General features: G+C 55.6%; 19 protein-coding genes. 8 read left to right on the plus strand and 11 right to left on the minus strand.

Going from position 1 to position 19,793, the window contains the following annotated elements:
- Positions 1-60: 60 nt before the first annotated feature.
- Both ACGS9J_RS15695 and ACGS9J_RS15700 read right to left on the minus strand, forming a co-directional pair.
- Positions 61-840, minus strand: coding sequence for a TIM barrel protein (locus ACGS9J_RS15695; RefSeq protein ID WP_442231791.1), 780 nt, complete (start codon positions 838-840; stop codon positions 61-63).
- Complete coding sequence (locus ACGS9J_RS15700; protein WP_442231792.1) at positions 840-1,856, minus strand: Gfo/Idh/MocA family oxidoreductase; 1,017 nt, start codon at positions 1,854-1,856, stop codon at positions 840-842. The genes ACGS9J_RS15695 and ACGS9J_RS15700 overlap by 1 nt, the downstream gene beginning before the upstream one ends.
- 197 nt (positions 1,857-2,053) lie before the next feature.
- Between ACGS9J_RS15700 and ACGS9J_RS15705 the strand changes: the two genes are divergently transcribed.
- Positions 2,054-4,012, plus strand: coding sequence for a sigma-54-dependent Fis family transcriptional regulator (locus ACGS9J_RS15705; protein WP_442231793.1), 1,959 nt, complete (start codon positions 2,054-2,056; stop codon positions 4,010-4,012).
- 33 nt (positions 4,013-4,045) lie between these two features.
- On the opposite strand, the gene ACGS9J_RS15710 is transcribed toward ACGS9J_RS15705, so the two are convergent.
- The gene (locus ACGS9J_RS15710) at positions 4,046-4,654 is read right to left on the minus strand and encodes an NAD(P)-dependent oxidoreductase (RefSeq protein ID WP_442231794.1); all 609 of its coding nucleotides are present in this window, start codon (positions 4,652-4,654) and stop codon (positions 4,046-4,048) included.
- A gap of 220 nt (positions 4,655-4,874) precedes the next feature.
- Between ACGS9J_RS15710 and ACGS9J_RS15715 the strand changes: the two genes are divergently transcribed.
- The 5 genes from ACGS9J_RS15715 (at position 4,875) to ACGS9J_RS15735 (ending at position 7,576) form a co-directional block, all read left to right on the plus strand.
- Positions 4,875-5,168: a SelT/SelW/SelH family protein gene (locus ACGS9J_RS15715; RefSeq protein WP_442231795.1), complete on the plus strand. Its 294-nt coding sequence runs from the start codon at positions 4,875-4,877 to the stop codon at positions 5,166-5,168.
- 153 nt (positions 5,169-5,321) lie between these two features.
- A complete protein-coding gene (locus ACGS9J_RS15720) occupies positions 5,322-5,816 on the plus strand; it encodes a TIGR00645 family protein (RefSeq protein ID WP_442231983.1) in 495 nt (164 codons plus the stop codon).
- A gap of 226 nt (positions 5,817-6,042) precedes the next feature.
- The gene (fabZ, locus tag ACGS9J_RS15725; RefSeq protein ID WP_442231796.1) at positions 6,043-6,498 is read left to right on the plus strand and encodes a 3-hydroxyacyl-ACP dehydratase FabZ; all 456 of its coding nucleotides are present in this window, start codon (positions 6,043-6,045) and stop codon (positions 6,496-6,498) included.
- A gap of 38 nt (positions 6,499-6,536) precedes the next feature.
- Positions 6,537-7,325 (plus strand): spermidine synthase, encoded by a 789-nt coding sequence (locus tag ACGS9J_RS15730; protein ID WP_442231797.1) that lies wholly within the window; start codon positions 6,537-6,539, stop codon positions 7,323-7,325.
- Positions 7,326-7,381: 56 nt separating this feature from the next.
- Positions 7,382-7,576 carry a ribbon-helix-helix protein, CopG family gene (locus ACGS9J_RS15735; RefSeq protein ID WP_012145111.1) on the plus strand — a complete coding sequence of 65 codons (195 nt, stop codon included), beginning with the start codon at positions 7,382-7,384 and terminating at the stop codon, positions 7,574-7,576.
- A gap of 43 nt (positions 7,577-7,619) precedes the next feature.
- Here ACGS9J_RS15735 and ACGS9J_RS15740 read toward each other — a convergent pair whose 3' ends face one another.
- Positions 7,620-8,825 carry an MFS transporter gene (locus tag ACGS9J_RS15740; RefSeq protein ID WP_442231798.1) on the minus strand — a complete coding sequence of 402 codons (1,206 nt, stop codon included), beginning with the start codon at positions 8,823-8,825 and terminating at the stop codon, positions 7,620-7,622.
- Between the two features lie 228 nt (positions 8,826-9,053).
- On the opposite strand from ACGS9J_RS15740, the gene ACGS9J_RS15745 reads away from it, so the two are divergent.
- Positions 9,054-9,668 carry a TetR/AcrR family transcriptional regulator gene (locus tag ACGS9J_RS15745; protein ID WP_442231799.1) on the plus strand — a complete coding sequence of 205 codons (615 nt, stop codon included), beginning with the start codon at positions 9,054-9,056 and terminating at the stop codon, positions 9,666-9,668.
- Position 9,669: 1 nt separating this feature from the next.
- On the opposite strand, the gene ACGS9J_RS15750 is transcribed toward ACGS9J_RS15745, so the two are convergent.
- Complete coding sequence (locus ACGS9J_RS15750; protein ID WP_442231800.1) at positions 9,670-10,743, minus strand: LacI family DNA-binding transcriptional regulator; 1,074 nt, start codon at positions 10,741-10,743, stop codon at positions 9,670-9,672.
- A 266-nt stretch (positions 10,744-11,009) separates the two neighbouring features.
- On the opposite strand from ACGS9J_RS15750, the gene ACGS9J_RS15755 reads away from it, so the two are divergent.
- Complete coding sequence (locus ACGS9J_RS15755; RefSeq protein WP_442231801.1) at positions 11,010-12,275, plus strand: maltoporin; 1,266 nt, start codon at positions 11,010-11,012, stop codon at positions 12,273-12,275.
- 145 nt (positions 12,276-12,420) lie between these two features.
- Here ACGS9J_RS15755 and ACGS9J_RS15760 read toward each other — a convergent pair whose 3' ends face one another.
- The 6 genes from ACGS9J_RS15760 to ACGS9J_RS15785 all read right to left on the minus strand — a co-directional run bounded on the left by ACGS9J_RS15760 (position 12,421) and on the right by ACGS9J_RS15785 (position 19,575).
- Complete coding sequence (locus tag ACGS9J_RS15760) at positions 12,421-12,741, minus strand: PTS transporter subunit EIIB (protein WP_442231802.1); 321 nt, start codon at positions 12,739-12,741, stop codon at positions 12,421-12,423.
- A 68-nt stretch (positions 12,742-12,809) separates the two neighbouring features.
- Positions 12,810-14,870 (minus strand): beta-galactosidase, encoded by a 2,061-nt coding sequence (locus ACGS9J_RS15765; protein WP_442231803.1) that lies wholly within the window; start codon positions 14,868-14,870, stop codon positions 12,810-12,812.
- A gap of 50 nt (positions 14,871-14,920) precedes the next feature.
- The gene (locus ACGS9J_RS15770) at positions 14,921-16,126 is read right to left on the minus strand and encodes a glycoside hydrolase family 53 protein (protein ID WP_442231804.1); all 1,206 of its coding nucleotides are present in this window, start codon (positions 16,124-16,126) and stop codon (positions 14,921-14,923) included.
- Positions 16,127-16,130: 4 nt separating this feature from the next.
- The gene (locus ACGS9J_RS15775) at positions 16,131-16,976 is read right to left on the minus strand and encodes a sugar ABC transporter permease (RefSeq protein WP_442231805.1); all 846 of its coding nucleotides are present in this window, start codon (positions 16,974-16,976) and stop codon (positions 16,131-16,133) included.
- Between the two features lie 10 nt (positions 16,977-16,986).
- Positions 16,987-18,294 (minus strand): carbohydrate ABC transporter permease, encoded by a 1,308-nt coding sequence (locus ACGS9J_RS15780; protein ID WP_442231806.1) that lies wholly within the window; start codon positions 18,292-18,294, stop codon positions 16,987-16,989.
- A 45-nt stretch (positions 18,295-18,339) separates the two neighbouring features.
- Positions 18,340-19,575 (minus strand): extracellular solute-binding protein, encoded by a 1,236-nt coding sequence (locus tag ACGS9J_RS15785; RefSeq protein ID WP_442231807.1) that lies wholly within the window; start codon positions 19,573-19,575, stop codon positions 18,340-18,342.
- Between the last annotated feature and the right edge of the window lie 218 nt (positions 19,576-19,793).

Here is a 19,793-nt window from a genome sequence, read left to right on the forward strand (position 1 = left end):
ATTAAAATCAACGCATCACTCTGTATTCCGGGCAGCAGGCTCCCACCCGGATGGGTCAGGCTATCGGGTAAAATGATCGCGGAACTGCTCCAGCGCCTCGGTGCTGTCACCGGAGGCCCAGCCTTCCATCGCTACCACACCCTGATAACCGATTTCTTCCAACGTGCGGGCGATGGCACGGTAGTTAATTTCACCGGTGCCCGGCTGTTGCCGCCCCGGCACGTCCGCCACCTGGATCTCCCCGATTGCCGGGCCGCAACGACGGATCAGCTCGATAAGGTTTCCTTCGCCGATCTGCGCATGGTAAAGATCGAGATTCATCTTCAGGCCCGGACGGTTAACCGCCTCCACCAGGGTCAGGGTATCGCCGGCTTTGGCGAAGGGCGTACCGGGGTGATCCAGCGGTAAATTAAGGTTTTCCAGCGTGAAGACTTTCCCGGCCCGCTCTGCCATCTGCGCCAGGCGGTTTAGCGTCTCGGCCGCCTTCAGCCACATCGCGCCGGTTACCTGCGCTACCGGTTTGACCGGCAATCCCTGGGGATCCAGCCCGGTGCCGTGCAGGTTCAGGCTCGGGCAATTCAGGCGCTGCGCGACGGCCAGTGACTGCTCGGAGGTGTGCAACAACTGGGCAATCTCCTCGTCGTCGGTCAGGTTGCCGGTGAGATAGCCGGTCATTGACGTGAAGCGCGCCCCGGTGGCAACCAGGGCATCGAGGTCTTTATTGGCCCAGTTCCATATTTCAACGCCAAAACCGAGCGCATCGATACGCGCCACGCGTTCGACAAACGGCAGATCGAGAAACACCATTTCGGCACACACGGACAGCTGATAACTCGCCATTATTGCCTCCCCAGTTTGACCGGTTTGCCCTGCTGTACCGACTCGATACAGGCCAGTGCAATCTCCAGCGCATTACGCGCATCCTGGCCGGTAGCCCGCGGACTTTGCCCTTGCTGGATGCTTTGGGCGAATTCAGTCAATTCCGCCACGTAGGCGTCGCGCAGCAGATCGGTATCCTGCCGTGACGTCTCAATGGCGATGCCCCCGGCGTGATAACGCACGCAGTTATTCAGGTTGATGTTGCCCGCCTGCAACATGCCCTTGCTGCCGAATACCTCGCCGCGCACGTCATAACCGTACACCGCCTGGAAGTTGGCCTCCGCCGTGGCGATAGCGCCGTTATCAAAACGGAGGGTGACCACAGCGGTGTCCAGCAGCCCTTTGTCTTTGAAGTCCGGCCGCACCAGGGCATCCGCCAACGCATAGACCTCTACCGGTCTGGCGCCCGGGTTGAAATGCAGCAGCGTATCGAAGTCATGGATTAAGGTTTCCAGGAAGATGGTCCACGCCGGGATCGGCGCCGGATCGCGCAACTGCGGGTCGCGCGTCACCGAGCGAGACAGTTGCGTAGTGCCATTCTCGCCTGACTTGACGGCGGCGATAGCGGCAGCAAATCCGCTGACAAAACGACGGTTAAACCCAACCTGCAGAACCACGCCCGCCTGTTTGGCCGTGGCGATGGCACGGTCCGCCTCATCCAATGTAATGGCCATCGGCTTTTCGCAGAACACGTGTTTACCGGCCTGAGCAGCCGCAATCACCCACTCCGCATGGGTCCGCGCCGGGGAAGCGATGACTACCGCATCTATCGCCGGATCGTCCAGCATCGCTTGCAAATCGCTATAGGCTGCAACGCCAAGACGCTCTGCCAGCCGCTGCGCCGCGCCCGGCAAGGGATCGGCTACCGCCGCCAGCACCGCACCCGGTACGCGCCGTGCCAGCGACTCCGCATGGAAAGTGCCCATTCTGCCGGCACCGATCAGACCCACACGCAGCGGTTGGGATGAATGACTCATAGTGATTCCTTATGTGAGGTAACGCCCTAACGGGCAACGGAGTTCACTCTGGGTATTGCAAGGGGGATGCCAGTTCAAAACACGGGGAATTTGTGAGGCGTTGCACAGATAGCCATAACAAAGTGACAACTAAATTGACATGTCAATTTCACATGTCAATAAAGTGAACATTACATTCTAAAAAACCGGAGAGCACCATGCACACTGCCGCCGGCCTGATGCCGATCAAAGACGAGAGCGACCCGATTTTCAGCCTGCCTGCAGGGGCGGAGGCCGGCGAATGGGACAGCCTGTTTTGGCAAGGCTGGCAGGCGTTTAACGAAGGCGGACATCCCGGCTGGATACGCAAGTCGATCCTGCAGTCCTGGCGACGTTCGCGTGAATACGGTATCGACCCCGATGAGTTTGTCTATCACGCGCCACCAGCCGATCAACTGCAGGCCATTTTGGCGCACAATGCCGAGCTGATTGCCGTGGCACGCAGCATCATGGAAAACCTGCTGGCCTATAATCCCGATGGCCACATTAATCTGACCGATGCCAATGGGGTCACCCTTCACTACTGCGGCGCAGACATGACGCCGGTCGGCAGTATCCTGCGTGAAGAGATCCAGGGCACCAACTGCACCGCACGTTGCCTGTTGGAACAGCGCCTGGTGTATGTGCTCAGCGGCGAAAACTGGAAAATGGGCCTGCGCCGACGGCATCGCCAATGCGCGGCCGCGCCGGTGCGCAATGCCGAGGGCATCATGATTGGCGTGCTGACGCTGACCGCCACGCCGGATAATTTCAATGCCCATACTCTGGGTACCGTCCAGGCAGCGGCAGAGGCCATCGGCCAGCAGCTTAAGCTGCACCGGCTGTTGGCCGAGCAACAGTCGATTCTGGAAACCCTGAATGAAGGCGTGATGGTCTGCGATCGTCAGGGTCGGCTTAAAACCGTTAACCGCTATGCTCGCCAGATTTTTGGTGGTCTGGAGCCCGGTAATACGCCGATCGATGAGCTGCTGCGCCCGCAGTCCGGTTCGCTGCTGACCATGCCGTTTTGCAACGATCGCGAAATGGTGTTTATGCCCGTCGGTAAACCGGCGCTCTCCTGCGTCATTTCATTGATGCCGGCACCGGATAACGGTCGGGTACTCTCTCTGCGCGAAAATCAACGTATCCGCGCCATCACCCGTCGGGTAATGGGCGTGAGCGCCAGCTACACCTTCGAGATGATTTACGGCCATTCCAGCCGCATGCGCGAAGCGATAATGCAGGCGCGCACCTGTAGCCGCAGTGACAGTACGGTATTGCTGACAGGGGAAAGCGGGACCGGCAAGGAGCTGTTCGCGCAGGCGATCCACAACGCCGGTGAGCGCTGCAACGAACCCTTTGTCGCGGTGAACTGCGGTGCCTTACCGCGCGATCTGGTGCAAAGTGAGCTGTTTGGCTACGTGGATGGTGCCTTTACCGGATCGCGCCGTGGCGGCTCCGCCGGCAAGTTCGAACTGGCGGACGGCGGCACGTTGTTGCTCGACGAAATCGGTGAAATGCCGCTGGATGCGCAAACCAGCCTGTTGCGCGTGTTGCAGGAAAGCGAAGTACTGCGGATCGGCGCGGCACAGCCGGTAAAAGTGAATGTGCGCATCATTGCGGCGACCCATTGCGATTTGGTGCAGGCGGTGGAGAACGGTGCATTTCGCCGTGACCTTTATTACCGCCTGAATGTCCTCTCCATCCCCGTTCCGGCGCTGCGTGAGCGCCGGGAAGACATCGCCGGGCTGGTCAACGGCTTTATTCACAAACTGAGTACGCGGCTGAAAAAGATCCCGCCGCAGGTTTCACCACAGGCCATGGCGTGCCTTAACGCCTGGCACTGGCCCGGTAACGTGCGCGAGCTGGAGAACCTGGTGGAACGGATGGTGAACCTGTGTGAAGGGCTGTTGATCGACGTTGATGACCTGCCCAATGAAATTGCCCGCACCTCGCCGGGGCAAAGCACCGAACCCTCGAGCCGTCTGGAGGACAATGAACGCGCCCACATCATTCAGGTCATTGGCACCAGTGACGGCAATCTGCGCCAGGCGGCCCGTCTGCTTGGGCTTTCGCGCACTACCCTGTACAACAAAATCAACAAATGGCAGATTGATTTGACGCAATTTCGCCAGTGACCCCGCCGCGGCGGGGCTGGCAATGCCCGTATTTTAATAGCCTACGGTGAATCGCTGACGACGGTGGGCGGGGTTTTCCACTTCATCCACCAAAGCGACGGCGTAATCCTCATAAGATATGCTGCTCCCCTGTTCATTGCTTAGCAACTGGTCTTTGCCAAGACGGAACTTGCCTGTGCGCCCCCCAGCGTAGAAATGTGCTGAAGGGGAAAGGAAGGTCCAGTCCAACTCGGGCTCGTTACGCAGCAAACTCAAAAATACCGCGCCGGCCAAGGCCTCTTTACGGGCCATTTCCGGAAAGTCCGGTGAGGTGACAAAAGCCACGCCCGGCGCGATTTCAAGGCTCCCCGCGCCCCCGACAACAAGGTAACGTTTAATCTCTGCGCCTTTAACAGCATCGATTAAGATTTGGGGATCACTGTCGGTAAAGTGCACCGCACTGATGACAATATCGTGCCCTTTCAATAATCCCTTTAAGTGTTCTTTATCGAAAACATCTCCTTTAGCGACAGTGACCAACGGAAGTGCAGCAATTTTTTCAGGGTGTCGCGCGATTGCCGTTACCTTGTGTTGACGGTTTGACAGCTCAGTGAGAATTCTTGAGCCGGCACTGCCTGAAGCCCCTATAAGAGCAATATTCATATTTAACGTCCTCTGATTGTTAAGATGAGCACTACCTTGCCGACAGCCATATATGGCTGATGAATCAATTGTCGACATAACTCTTATATATCCATGCGGCGCGATCCTAATTGCAGATCTGTGCGCATTCATCACCATGCAGCGCGACATATGCCCCACCTTGACAGGTTCGCGGCGGCATTCGATGATGCTGGGCACAACTTCCGCTCAGGTTCTGCCGATGAAAACATCCCCCGCCGTCACCATTCACTATTGTTCGCAATGCAACTGGTTGCTGCGTGCTGCCTGGATGGCGCAAGAACTGCTTCACACTTTCAGCACCGATTTGGCCTCCGTCACGCTGGTTCCCGGTAGCGGCGGCATTTATACAATCACCGTCGATGACGTGGTGCTGTGGGATCGTAAAGCCGAGGGCGGCTTTCCGGATGCGGCAGTATTAAAACAGCGCTTGCGCGATCATTGCTTCCCCGAGCGCTCATTAGGGCACGTAGACAATAAAGGCGCGAAAACTTAAGGCGCAAATGCATTGCCGCGATGAGTCGCGCACGGTCGCTAAAACCCCATCATCCGGGCAAAATCCCCTTCACATCATGCCAGGGCCGCTTGCCTTTTGGCGGGCCTGTTGCGTTATACTGTGCCCCACTTTTTGTAACGAACTCAGATGACTATGGAACGCTTTCTAGAAAATGCCATGTACGCCTCTCGCTGGCTGCTTGCCCCGGTTTATTTCGGCCTGTCCCTGGCCTTGTTGGCACTGTCGATAAAATTTTTCCAGGAGATACTGCATGTTCTGCCGAACATTTTCTCCATAGCCGAAGCGGATCTGGTTCTGACGCTGCTCTCGTTGGTCGACATGGCGCTGGTGGGTGGCCTGCTGGTGATGGTGATGTTCTCGGGCTATGAGAACTTTGTCTCGCAGTTGGATATCAGCGAAGACAAGGAAAAACTGAGCTGGCTGGGCAAGATGGACGCCACCTCACTAAAGAACAAGGTCGCCGCGTCGATTGTCGCCATTTCCTCCATTCACCTGCTGCGGGTGTTTATGGATGCCAAGAACGTGCCGGACAATAAGCTGATGTGGTATGTGATCATCCACCTGACCTTTGTCCTTTCGGCTTTTGTGATGGGTTACCTCGACAAACTGACGCGCTACAAAAACTGATCCCCATTAGCCGCCCGTCTCCTGCGGGCGGCTAACCACCGCCTCTCCCGCTAAACACCCCTCTTCATCCGTTGAAACCGTCTGGCGTTATTGCTTTTCTTTGCATCCTGGGTGATTTTCATTTGGTGCATCTGATGATAATAACATTATAATGTCATTACACTTCGACAGGCACAGAGGCCCGCGCATGCTGAGCCTTGTCCCGCTGACAGGATCTGAATCAAACATGCCGCTGAATGGTAATCCCCTGCAGTACCAGGATGTTCAATCTATCCTGCCACACCGCTTTCCCTGTCTGTTGGTTGACCGCATCCTGCCTGCCGGCACATCCATTGCCGAGGGCCGCCTGAGCGCCATCAAAAACATCACCGCCAACGAACCGACGTTTTGGACCGGCCATCATCAGAGCACGGTGTTTCCCGGCATATTGATGGTGGAAGCGCTGGCGCAAACCACCGGCCTGTTGGCCCATTATTTTCTCAGCCCGTTGTTGCCCGGCGAGCATTACTATTTTGCGGCTATCCATCGCGCCCGTTTCTATCGCACCGCCCGCCCCGGCGACCAACTGCGTATGGATGTCGCCTTTGTCCGACAGCGTTCCGGCATTGCCCGCTTCTCCGGGCGCGCCACGGTCAATGGCCGCAGAATTTGTACCGCCGAATTTATGTGCGCCCGTAAGTAAAGCGGCCTTTTTTATGATGGAGGCTCGAAGAAATTACTATGTCTTTGGTTGATAAGTTGCTAAATAGCCTGGATTTCACGCCTCGCGGTCAGGTGATCGCCCGGGAGTTGGACCACTGCGGCGAAATCATCGTCTCTGATCACAAGGGCTATCGGACCCTGCGTTTTGACGGTATCTGCGAGCAGAGCAAAATGTGTATCAGTGCGCCGCAGGTGCCGGTTCACAACTACATCAAAACCATGCTGATGGCGGTGGCCTGGCAGCCCCCCGGCTCCGCGCTGATCCTCGGGTTGGGTGGCGGCGGTCTGGTACGGGCGCTGCATGCCTATGATCCCGATATGCTGCTGGAAGTGGTGGAATTGCGCCAGGCGGTGGTGTCTGTCGCCCGCCGATACTTCACGTTGCCTGCCGACCAAAAGGTCATTATGCACATCACCGACGCCGCTGATTTCTTGCGCGCACCCGCTCAGCGGCGTTATGACCTGATTTTTTCCGATCTCTACAGCGCCTTTACCATGGATCCGCAACAGGGCACCCAGACGTTTCTGGAGCAGTGCGCCGCGCGGCTTTCAGCGCCGGGCTGGTTGGTGCTGAACTACCATGAGGTGCCGGATGAAGGCTCACTGCTGTATCACAGTCTGCACCGGATATTTAACACCGTTCTGTATTGTGTGGCCCCCAGCGGCAACGTGATTATCTATGCTGCGCTGGCCGATACCGAGACGCCACTCAGCCTGCTGCGCCGCCTTTCTGCCGAGGTCGGCCCGAGTTTTAACTGCGACCTTGGCTACCTGTCGCGCAAGATTGAACGGCTGCACTTTAGCTGAGGCGGTATTGCCGCCTTGCGATTAACATTTGATTATTATTCTCTGGAGTCATCACCATGGAAAAGAAAACGGCGCGTCTGACCGTCCTTATTGATCCGGACAAGAAAAAAGCGTTGGAAGAACTCTGCCTGCAGCAGGACGTGACCCCCTCTCAGGTGATCCGCCAGCTGATACGCGACTATTTGCACAAACACCAGGTGGAGTACCCAAGCCAGCCGACTCACTCCAATCCCCGGGTGGATAACGCCTGACGTCAGATGGCGCACACCCGGCGCCATCCGTACGTTCAAAAGACTAACGCTTACGCGCCCCGGCTGAAAAACCATGCCGTTTGGCCGCCAGCGCGATCGCCAATCCCGCCAGCAGCAGGATCAACGCCGCCCAGGGGAATGACCCGGCGCCGTAGCGAGCCAGCAGGATGCCGCCTGCAATGCCGCCGCCGGCAATGGCGCTGTTCCAGGTCACCACGTTCATCGCCAGCGCGGCGTCGGCCCCTTCACCGGCGGTATCAGCCAGTGCAGTTTGCAACAGCGTCGCCGCCCCGCCGAAACTTAACCCCCACAGCAGCATGGCCGCATAAATTACGACGGCTGAGTGAATGCCCATGCCCAGCAACAGCGTCGTGGCGGCAAACAGCGCCAGGCTGGCCAGCACCGCTTTTCGCAAATGGCGATCGACCACCCGGCCGGTAAACCAAATTCCCGCCAGCGCCGCCAGGCCAAAAATAAGCAAAACGCCATCGACCCGATCAGCCAGCCCGGCCGGCGTCACCAAGGGGGCAATATAGGTGTAGAGAATGTTGTGAGCAAACATCCACAGCAGGACCACGGCCAGTACCGGCCTGACGCCTGGAGTACGCAACACCTTGTACAACGGCATCCGCTGCCCGGCCGCCTGTCCCGGATAATCCGGCACCTTTGTCAGAACCCACGCGATTAACGCCAACGTCATCAGTGACATCACGCCAAAAGCGGCGCGCCAACCGACCAGCGTCCCCAACCAGGTGCCCAGAGGCACGCCCAGCGACAAGGCGACCGGTGCGCCAACCATGGCGACCGCCATCGCTTTTCCCTGCAGATGCGGAGCCACCATTCTGCGCGCATAACCGGCCAGCAGGCTCCAGGCCAACCCGGCCGCCGCACCGGCACAAAAGCGCGCGATCAGTGTGACAACATAGCTGGATGAAAGCGCGGTCACCGTATTGAAGACAAAAAAGCCGCCGATGGTCAGCAATAAAACACTGCGTCGACGCCAACGTTGGGTCGCGAGCGTCAGCGGAATGGCCGCCAGCACGGAACCCAATGCGTAAGCGGTAATCATCTGCCCGACCAGCGAGGGCGACACCTGCAAACCGGGCACGATTTGCGGCAGCAACCCGGCGGGCAAGGTTTCGGTGGCGATGCAGATAAAGCCGGTCATGGCCAATGCCAACAACGCCGCCATCGGCAACCGCTCAGCTATCGCCCTATCCTCACTGCAACTGATATTTGTCTGACTCATCAACAACCTCTTTATGTATCGATCGGTATAAATATGGGCGACAGTCAATCGCACAGGTGTTCCCCCGCGCCGATCAAGGATCGGGCGGTAAACAGGCCTGATTGACGGTTAGCCCTTCACTGGAATTGATTTATGTATCGAGTGGTATAATAATGCTAAGCAGCTATCATCCGACTGTCAATGATATTTATATCGATCAGTATATAACTAGTTAACCTGGAGCACGCTATGGCACAAATGGGCCGCCCTCGCCGGTTCGACCGGGACGAAGCCGTTCAACAGGCGCTGCATCTGTTCTGGCAGCACGGTTACGAATCCACCTCGCTGGCACAGCTTAAAGCGCAAATTGGCGGTGGCATTACCGCCCCCAGTTTTTATGCCGCCTTCGGTTCCAAAGAGGCACTGTTCAAAGAAACGGTCTCTTGCTACCTCAACAGCTACGGCCGGGTGAATGATGCCCTGTGGGAGGATTCGCTGCCGCCGAGAGAGGCCATTGAAATCTCATTGCGCCGCTCGGTTAAGATGCAGTGTGAAGAGCATCACCCCAAAGGCTGCATGGTGGCTCTGGGGGTAATGGCCGGCGGATCGCAGGAACATTCAGCGGTGCTGAAACCGCTGGCAGACTCTCGCCAGCGCACCCTGAACGGCTTTATTCGCTGCATTGAAAGAGGCGTAGCCACCGGCGAACTGGCGCAACAAACGCAGCCTGCGGTTATCGCTACCCTGTTTGACAGTTTCCTGCTCGGCGTCTCCACGCTGGCGCGCGACGGCGTCAGCTACCGGGAGTTGGATGACGCCGTGACCGCGTTGATGAAGGTTTGGGATACTCTGCGCCCTGCTTGACTTACTGCGCCAGGCGTTGTGCCAGCAGGCGCAGCTGTTCGGCGATCTGCTTTAAATCCTTGTCATTTTGCTCACGCGGCCCGGTTGAATTGCGGATCACCAACTTGGCCGACAGAATGGATGAGGAACGCGACACTTCACTCTCGCTGGTATTGATCACTTTCCGGACCGCCTCCTTGCCCTGCAAATCAAGATCCAGTGAAACGGTGGTCAGGGCCGGGTAGAAAAATGCACTTTCATACGCATCATCATAACCAATCACCGACTTTTGCCCTGGTACCGGCAGTTGATTTTGATGGAAGGCGCTGAGCAGCCCGAGCGCCATTTGATCGTTACCGACCAACACCGCCGAAAAATGCGGGGTTTCACGCAGCATCTGCAATGCCCCGGTATAACCACTTTGCGCATCCCAGTTGCCGTGCAGTACGGTGACCGGCGTCAGGCCGTAATCCTGCAACGCCTCCTGCCAGTTCTTCAAGCGCAAGTTGGCGGAAATGGAGTACTGCGGCCCGGCCAACAAGGCAACGTCGCGATGCCCCAGTTCATAAAGATATTTAACGCTGGCGCGGGTGCCATCCGCCGGATTGAAGGAGACGTTAAATACCGAACTGTAAGGATCTACGTCGAGGAACAAACAGGTGATGTCATCGTTATCCGCGGCGATTTTTTCCGCCACCGCCGTTTCCAGCGGAACGTTGATGATCACCTTGTCCACCCGTTGCGACTTGAGGTCGTTGATCGAGTCTTGTATGCCATGATTGACGTTCTCATCAATCATTGAAATCAGCACCTGATACCCTTCGGCGTTAGCATAACGTTTCACCGCCGCCGCCACCTGCGAAGGCGCATGCAACGCCAGCGAGATGGTCACCAACCCCAGCGTGCGGCTCTGTTTGCCAACCAGTTGCTGTGCCAGGCGGTTGGGCACGTACCTGAGCAGTTCAATAGACTGCTCAACCTTGCGGCGTGTGGCTTCCGATACATTGGCAGACTTGTTCAGCACCCGTGAAACCGTCTGATAAGAGACGCCGGCGTGACGGGCAACATCCTCTAACGTGGTATTTTTCGACTTCATAATCCATTCCCTGTGATGGCTCTGTACGGATTGTAACAGGCGTCCCCTTGCCAACATAGTTACCCGGGTCACACCCACCGATTTTTCTTTAAAGTTATTCGTTCACATCACAAGCGTTCGTGATCTCCTTCACCATCCGTTACAAATATCGCTGTTTTATTTGCACTAAATCACAATAAATCAACAATGCGATTGTGTGTTGTCATGATTAGCCATTTTATTGTCGCGTAAATGTGAACGTATTACAAAAACATCAAGAGGCATACATGAAAACAACATTACGCACACTGCCCGTCGCCCTGGCGATAGCGCTTACCGCACCGGCCGTATTTGCCGCCGATGTTCCGGGGATCGATTTTCATGGCTATCTGCGCTCTGGGGTTGGGGTATCCCAGGACGGCGGATTGGAAGAGTGGCAAAAGAACAAAGTGGGCCGTTTGGGTAATGAGTCCGATACCTACGGTGAAATCGAACTGGGCAGCGAGGTCTACAAAAAAAACGACGTCAGTTTCTATCTCGACAGCATGGTCAGCATGGTGTCAGACGGTTCCAACGACAATGAAACCACCCTTGGGGATGATGCCCAATTCGGGCTGCGCCAGCTCAATTTGCAAATCAAGGGGCTGATCCCCGGCGACCCCAACGCGGTGATTTGGGGCGGTAAACGCTACTACCAACGCCACGACCTGCACATCATTGACACCAAGTATTGGAATATCTCCGGTGCCGGTGCCGGCGTGGAAAACTACAGTCTCGGCCCGGGGGCCATCTCCGTGGCCTGGATCCGCGGCGATGGCAATGACGTGGATTACCGTGTCGACAACGATAACGACCTCAACATCAACTATATCGACCTGCGCTATGCCGGTTGGAAACCCTGGACCGGAGCCTGGACCGAGTTCGGTATCGATTATGCGATGCCGAACCCCACCAATAAACAGAAAGAGTACGGCGGCCTGTATGATGCTGAAAATGGCGTGATGCTGACCGGTGAAATCAGCCAGGACATGCTGGGCGGCTACAACAAAACGGTGCTGCAATACGCCACCAAGGGTCTGGCGCAGAATATGGTGTCCCAGGGCGGCGGCTGGTATGACGTCTGGAACAATACCCAGAATGCTACCGGCTACCGGGTGATCAATACCGGATTGATCCCGATTACCGACAAGTTCTCGCTTAACCATGTGTTGACCTGGGGTTCAGCCAGCGATATCAGCGACTCCGTCGACAAAAGTAATCTGATTTCCTTGGTGGGCCGCGCACAATACCAATTCACCCAGTACGTACGGGGCATTGGCGAGGTCGGCGGCTTCTATCAGAAAGATGACCATAAAGACGGCAGCCATTACAAGCAAGGCGGTGAGAAGTACACGCTGGCGTTGGGGTTGGCGGACGGGCCTGAATTCATGTCACGCCCGGAACTGCGAGTCTTCGCCTCTTATCTCAATGATTCCGAACAGGGCAATTCATTCCAGGACGGCACGGCCAGCAATACCTGGAACTTTGGCGTTCAGGTAGAGGCATGGTGGTAACCGGCCGTTATTGGGGTAAATAACCGTTTTCGCAGATCGATATAACTATATTAATACTCTCTCATTACGATTACCGGCATTTTTGACGATGCTCTCCGGTTGCTGTCGTCCATTGATAACCCCCTCGGGGGTTATCAATTCTTTTTTAACCCGCAGAATTATGCAAAAGTAATTCCGACAATAACTGGCGCAAATTATCCGATTCCTTGCCAAATATGGCATGCACTTCCTGACCAATAATAATCACCCCCACCGCGCCCGATTGCTGTAACCCTTGCGCATCTACCTGGCCCAGATCTTTTACCGTAACGCGTAGCCGCGTAATACACGCATCGACATTAATCATGTTATTTCTGCCGCCGAAACACTGCAGCAATTTTTCCAGAAATAAAGCATCAACGGAGTGGGTTTCAAGCGTCTTTTTAGACTGCGAGAAATAATGAGTAAAGCTTTTCAAACTGACCATATTATTTTCCTCATAGAATACAGACGTAAAAAAACGCCCGTTCGTAAGAACGGGCGCAAGGGAATAAACTACGCCAGGCGGCGGGTCAATACGCGACACCCCCATGGCATCAACGTCATTTCTCCTTGTTGGGATGTGTCATCGGCCATATCGGTATAAGCTGCCGGCAGCGCCAGGGTTTTTGCTTTGTCACTGTAGTTTTGCACTATCACAAACTCGGACTCGCCGTCCGTACGGCGTTGCGCAGTAACACCAGGCGGCAGTGAGGTGGCCAACGCGCGTGGCAGCGCCAGTTCTTCCGCTATCGCCATAAAGAAATCACGCTGGAAAGAGGCATCATTACGCGAAGCGACGTACCAGGCCTTGCCGTTACCAAAACGGTTAACCGTTAACGCCGGACGACCGGCATAGAAATCGCCGCCGTAGACCGCCTGCGCAGTGGCACCTTCCAGATTGATCAGTTCGCACAGGTGACGCGCCTGATAGCTCCCCTGCAGACCCAGTTCGTTACCCGGCACGCCCCGGACGCTGTTGACCTCTTCATCCGTCAGGCTGTCGATCTCTTCCGCCCAGATGCCCAGTAGCGATCGCAATGGGCCGGGGAAACCGCCGAGATGGCACAGATCGCTTTCATTGACGATACCGCTCCAGTAGCTGGCAACAAACTGGCCGCCCTGCTGGACAAAGGCTTCCGCCCGCTCGGCGAAGCCTTCTCGCACCATATACAGCATCGGCGCAATCACCAGTTGGTAACCGGACAGGTCACAGTCGGCGTTAATGATATCCACCGCGATGCCCTGTTCCCAAAACGGCCGATAGTGTTCCACTACCGTCTGTTCATAATGCAGCCCAATGTTGCGTGGCCCCTGCGCATCATCCATCGCCCAGCGGCTTTCCCAATCAAAAATAATCGCCACCCTGGCTTCAACCCGGCTGCCTGCCACCGGTGCCATGGCGGCCAGTAGCCGGCCCAGCTCGCACACCTCTTTACCTACGCGAGTATCCAGCCGCCCCGAATGATCGATGACCGCCCCGTGGAATTTTTCCACCGAACCGCGGCTTTTACGCCACTGGAAGTACTGTACCGAATCCGCACCGTGCGCGACGGCCTGCAGAGAGGACAGAATATGCATACCGGGCTTCTTCAATTTGCTGATCGGCTGCCAGTTGGTGACGCTCGGCGTCGACTCCATCAGCACAAAGGGTTTGCCTTGCTTCAGGCTGCGCATCAAATCGTGGAACATGGCGGTATAGCAAGCCAGGCCGGTTTCATCCTGGCGGTTGTGCCACATCGGGTAGCTGTCCCAGGAGATGAAATCTATGACTTTCGACATCTGCCAGTAATCGTAATCGTAGAAATATTCCATAAAGTTGGTGGTGGTCGGCAGCGCTGGGTTTTCCGCTTTCAGTGGCGCAATCTCCTGCGCGCAAAAATCGGTGGCCTGGCTGCTGCAAAAACGTCGCCAGTCCAGGTTCAGGCCATGAATGGAAACCTCACCCTGCGGGGCCGGTGATTCGATCTGCGACCAGTCACTGTAAGTGTGGCTCCAAAAATCGCTCCACCAGGCTTCGTTCAGCCGCTCCAGCGTTTGATAGCGTTGTTGCACCCAGTCACGAAACTCGCTCTGACAGCGGCTGCAATGGCACTCGCCGCTGTATTCGTTGGAAATATGCCAGCCAATCACCGCCGGGTGGTGCGCATACCGCTGCGCCAACTGCCGGTTAATTTCATTGACCTTGCGGCGATACACCGGGGATGAAAGGCAGTGGTTATGCCGACCACCGTGCAAGGCCGGTACCCGATCACGCCCCACGCGCAGCACTTCCGGGTATTTCTGCGACATCCACGCCGGACGAGCGCCACTTGGCGTGGCCAGAAACACATGAATACCCTGCTGATAAAGCTTATTCAGCACTTCATCCAGCCAGGCAAATTCATATTTTCCCTCTTCAGGCTCTAGCTTCGACCAACTGAATATGCCTACCGACATAATATTGCAGTGAGCTTCTGTCATCATCTGCATATCTTTTTCTATTACGCCCGGATAATTACCCCATTGTTCCGGGTTGTAATCTGCCCCATGCAATAGGCCAGGCACCTTTGCACTCAAAGGAGGAAACTTATTCATCATAATTCCTTAGGAAATAATTACTGATATTTTATTCATTAACGATGCGACTAATTAAAAGTCTTTAATGACGGCAACACTTTCCCCCGGCAATCAAATAACGCCTGATTTTCGCGCGCATTACCCTCTTTGCCCGATTCGCCAATATATTTCATACCGGCAGGGGTCGCCCAACCGGCACCCGGCACGGCAATCCAGGTCGGCTCCCAATAAAACAGGCCTTTGCCACGCTCGCCCGGCACATTAATAATGCTTTGCATCAGATCGCGAATAAAATCAGCCTGCCCCTGCACGGTGCCTGGGTAACCCCCATCCTGCGCTTCTTTGGCGGAGAAACTGTTGTCGGTGTCGTCGCAATTTTCCAAACCGTAACCGTAGGCGGCCTCCACCACGATCACGTCTTTGTTATAGCGTTGGCTGATATCGTCCATATTGGTTTGCAGCCTGGCTATAGGGCCGTCCCAATAGGTGTACATCGATAATCCAATGATATCGAACGGCACGTTACGCTTGGTGATCTCATCGAACCACCAGCGGAAAGTGTCATTCTTGGTGCCTTCCGCCAGATGCAGCATGATCTTCACCTGTGCGGGGGAATCCAGGTTTTCCCGCAGCCCGCTGATCGCCGCGTTCAACAACCCGGCCAGGCGATCAAACTCACCACCGCCCTGTCCCCAGCTTTTGCCTTCCGGCCACAGAATGCCACCGTTGATTTCATTGCCGATCTGCACCATATCCGGCAGCACGCCCTGCTGTTTAAAGCTGGCGATGGTGTCGCGGGTATAGTCATGGATTGCCACTTTCAGTTGGTCATAGCTCAGCTTGTCCCAGACTTTCGGCTTGAACTGCTTGCCCGGGTCAGTCCAGAAATCGCTGTAGTGGAAATCCAGCAATAGCTTCATGCCCTGCGCCTTCACCCGCTTTGCCAGCGCCAGCGTCGTCGCGAGATCGTTATTGCCGGCCCCGTACGGGTGCCCCTCGCTGTCCTGCGGATCAACCCACAGGCGCAAACGAACGTAATTCACGCCGTTATGCTTGAGGATAACCAGGGGATCCTGCTGAAGGTTATTCGCGTCATAAAATTTGCCGCCATGCTGTTCCACGTCGGCCAGGGTCGAAATATCAACTCCCTTGATAAAGCCGGCCGGAGCATTATGCAGCGGCTTGATCGTGATGCTGTCCGCCGCAACCGCCGAAGCGGAAAGCAGCCCGATGGCCAGACAGAGGCTCAATAAACCCGGTTTGAATGTTTTCATTGGATTATCCTTTGGTGCTGCCGGAAGTCAGGCCGGAAACGAAATACTTCTGCAAGGCCAGATAGAGGATGGCGACCGGCAGCGCGATCAGCACCGCGCCCGCCGCATAGGTGGTGTAGCTGGCGCCCATCTTTTGCGACACCAGGTTATACAGGCCGATAGGCAGGGTATATTGGTCTGGCGTACGCAAAATGGTGCTGGAGAGAATGAAGTCCCCCAGCGGACCGGTAAACGAGAACAGCGCGACCACCGCAATAATCGGCTTGGAGAGTGGCATGATGATCTCGATAAAAATCCGAAAATTGCCGGCACCGTCCATGCGGGCAGACTCATCCAAATCTTTGGGGATCGCATCCAGATAGCCTTTCATCAGATAGGTATTCATCGGGATCATCCCTGCCACGTAGATCAGCACCAGCGCCATGTGGCTGTTAATCAGCCCGAGCAGTTGCGACAACACAAAAATCGCAATCAATGCGGAGAACTGCGGGATCATCTGTAACAGCAAGAACAGCATCAGGCCGTTCTGACGCCCCTTGAAGCGAAAACGTGAAAACGCATAGGCGGTAAAGCTGACGCTGATCAACGTCAATACCATGGTCAGGAAGCTGATTTTCATCGAATTCCAGTACCAGGTCAGATAATTGACCTTGCCGTTGAACAGGTCGGCATAGTGCTGAAACGACAGATTCTCCGGGATGATGGAGCTGCTTAACAGGCTGTTGCCGGCATTGAGCGAAGCGCCCAGCGTCCACACCAATGGGTAAATGATGATGGCGGACACCAGAATAATCACCAGCCACGACAGGGATAAACGAACCCACTTCTCTTTCCTGATGCTTTTTGACATGACTCTCCCCTTAGGCCGCATCATCATTCTTGAACGAATTCGTAGCCCGGAACTGCCACAGCGCGATACCCACCACAAAAATCGACAGCAGGATGGTGATGGTCGCCGCAATGGCGTACTGCGAAGACGACATCGTCAGCTTGTAGATCCACGACACCAGAATATCGGTTCCCCCGGCATTGGAGCCGGCCACCGCCGGGCCGCCGTTGTTGAACAGATAGATGATATTGAAATTGTTAAAGTTGAAGGTGTATTGCGTAATGATGATCGGCGCAATGGAATAGAGTACCAACGGCAGCGTAATGGTCCGCAGCTTGGTCCAGGTACTTGCTCCATCCATGGTCGCGGCCTCATACAGGTCATCCGGGATCGCCTGCAGCACGCCGGTAGTCATGGCGAACACAAACGGGAAACCCAGCCAGGTCTGCATCATGATCAGCGCCGTTTTGGTCCAAAACGGATCGGTCATCCAGGCTTTCGGCGCGATCCCGAAAAACGCCAGAATGGCATTATTAATCACCCCGAAAGAGTCATTGAACATGCCGGCAAACACCAAAATGGTGACAAAACCCGGCACCGCCCAGGGCAGAATGAAAATGGTACGGATCAACGGCTTAAAGCGTAAATCTTTCTGATTGACCAAAATCGCCAACAGAACGCCAACGGTGCATTGCAGCGTGGTAGCCAGCAGCGTCCAGACCACCGTCCATTGCAACACGTCAAAAAAGGTGGAACGCCAGATCGACAGGGTGAAGATATTGATAAAGTTTTTAAAGCCCACCCAGTCCACCAGCTTGGCCGGCGGCGTGTGGTACAGGTTGTAGTTGGTGAAAGCGATCGAGAAGCCAAACAGAATCGGGAAAATCACCACAAACACCAGCAGAATGAACCCCGGTGTGATCATCAGGTAAGGAAAACCCTCGCTCAGCAGCATCTGGTATTGCTTGCGCACGCTGTTTAGCGCCATGCCCGCATCGCGCTTTCTGCCGTTGACCCAGGCGTCACGCAGCGACAGGCCATAAATGGTCAGGCCGAAGCCAATCACCAGAACGCTCAGGATCCCCTCTGCCAGCAGGAAAATGGAGTTATCGCGCGGGACTTCGCTACCGAGCGTATACAGCCCCCATAACCCTTCGGTGAGAAACTGCCAGCTCACGCCGACAAAGCTGCTGAGCAGCACCAGGAAGATCAGCCCCTTCGCCCATTGCCGGTGATAGAACTGACCAAATCCGGGGATCAACGCCACGATCAGCGCCGCCACCGCATGGCTGTATCGCCCCCTGCCGACGGACAACTTTTCACTTGGAGTGACAATCACACATTGCTCCTTCTTGATAACGGGAGGATGCCTCCCGTTGCTCGGTTACTGGTTGCTGGCCTGCATCGCTTCGATTTGCATTTTTATTTGCTTGACCGCATCGTCCAGCGCCGTTTTTGGCGGCTGTTTGCCGGTCATGCTCAGCTCCAGCGCCGCGTTGGCCGGCCCCCAAACTTCCTGCATTTCAGGAATGCCCGGCATGGCCGTCGCATGGCTGGCCTGAATGGCAACCGCACTGGCCCTTTCATCGTTCTTGATGATCGGATCTTCAATCATCGCGACCAGCGGAGGGATCTCCCGGGTGACCTGGTAGCGGGTTTTGACGTAATTCGGTTGGTTGATAAATTCGATAAACTTCTGCGCCAACGCCTTATCTTTGCTCCAGGTGGACACCACGTAACCTTTCACGCCGAGGAAGGAGTTCATCGGTTTGCCGTTTGGCAGGGTTGGCAAAGGCGCGACACCATAGTTGATACCGGCGTCGGCATAAGGTTGGAAGGCCCAGGGGCCGTTAATCACCGCCGCCGCTTTTTTCTCGGTGAACAGAGAATCAATGGCGTTCAAGCCACCGTCACCGATAATGCCCGCCGGGAACAGGCCGTCAGCGTAGAATTTTTTCAGGTAGGTCACGGCTTCAACGCTGCCAGGGGTGTTCAGGCCGATATCCAGCGGGTTCAGTCCCCCTTTGCCGTTATCGCCGAAGATATAACCGCCCATTCCGGCAATCGCGCCACGGCTGTAATAAATTTGGTCAAACTTGGCCAGCAAACCGTATTTACCGGCGGCGCGCTGCTGTTTGGAGAAATCGTAATAGGCATCCAGATTGGCCAGCGGCTGGGGGAGCAGATCCTTGTTGTAAATCAGCACCAGCGTTTCCACCGCTTTCGGCACGCCGTACAGCTGACTGTCCAGCGTAAATGCCCCAATAGAAGGTTTGGTATAGGCGTCAACCGCGGCCTGATCCAGCTTTATCGGCGACAACAAGCCCTGCACCACCGCCGCGCCCAGTTGGTCGTTAGGGATCACCAACACATCAGGCCCGATACCCGCCGGGCCATCCAGGCGCAGTTTTTCGATTTGCTGGGCAAAAGGCATCTCCAGCACGTTCACTTTCACGTTGTTCTGCTTTTCGAAATCGGCGATGGCACCCTTGATGCCGTCGGACTTCTTGATATCTTCCCAGACGGTTAACTGTTGGCCCGCCGCCGCAACAGCGAAGCCGGAATAGTGACTGACCGTCAATGCGGTCAACATCAAAGCAGTGATTGTTTTGGTTTTCATTACCCACCTCATGTGAAGGTATTACATTTTTGTTTTATCACTTTGGCTTCGCTAGCTTCAGATCCTGCATAACACCCCGTATTACAAGATATAATGCATTGTCCAATTCATTGAGCAGCCTTGGTATACGCTACCCGCAGAAGCGCATCAACTCTATACAAATATCATCATTGTGTGATCGTTATTGCAGAAATGAAAACCCGCGATAGGGCTTGAAA

Origin of the sequence: Serratia quinivorans (genome assembly GCF_052113645.1) — a bacterium.
GTDB lineage: Bacteria > Pseudomonadota > Gammaproteobacteria > Enterobacterales > Enterobacteriaceae > Serratia > Serratia quinivorans_B.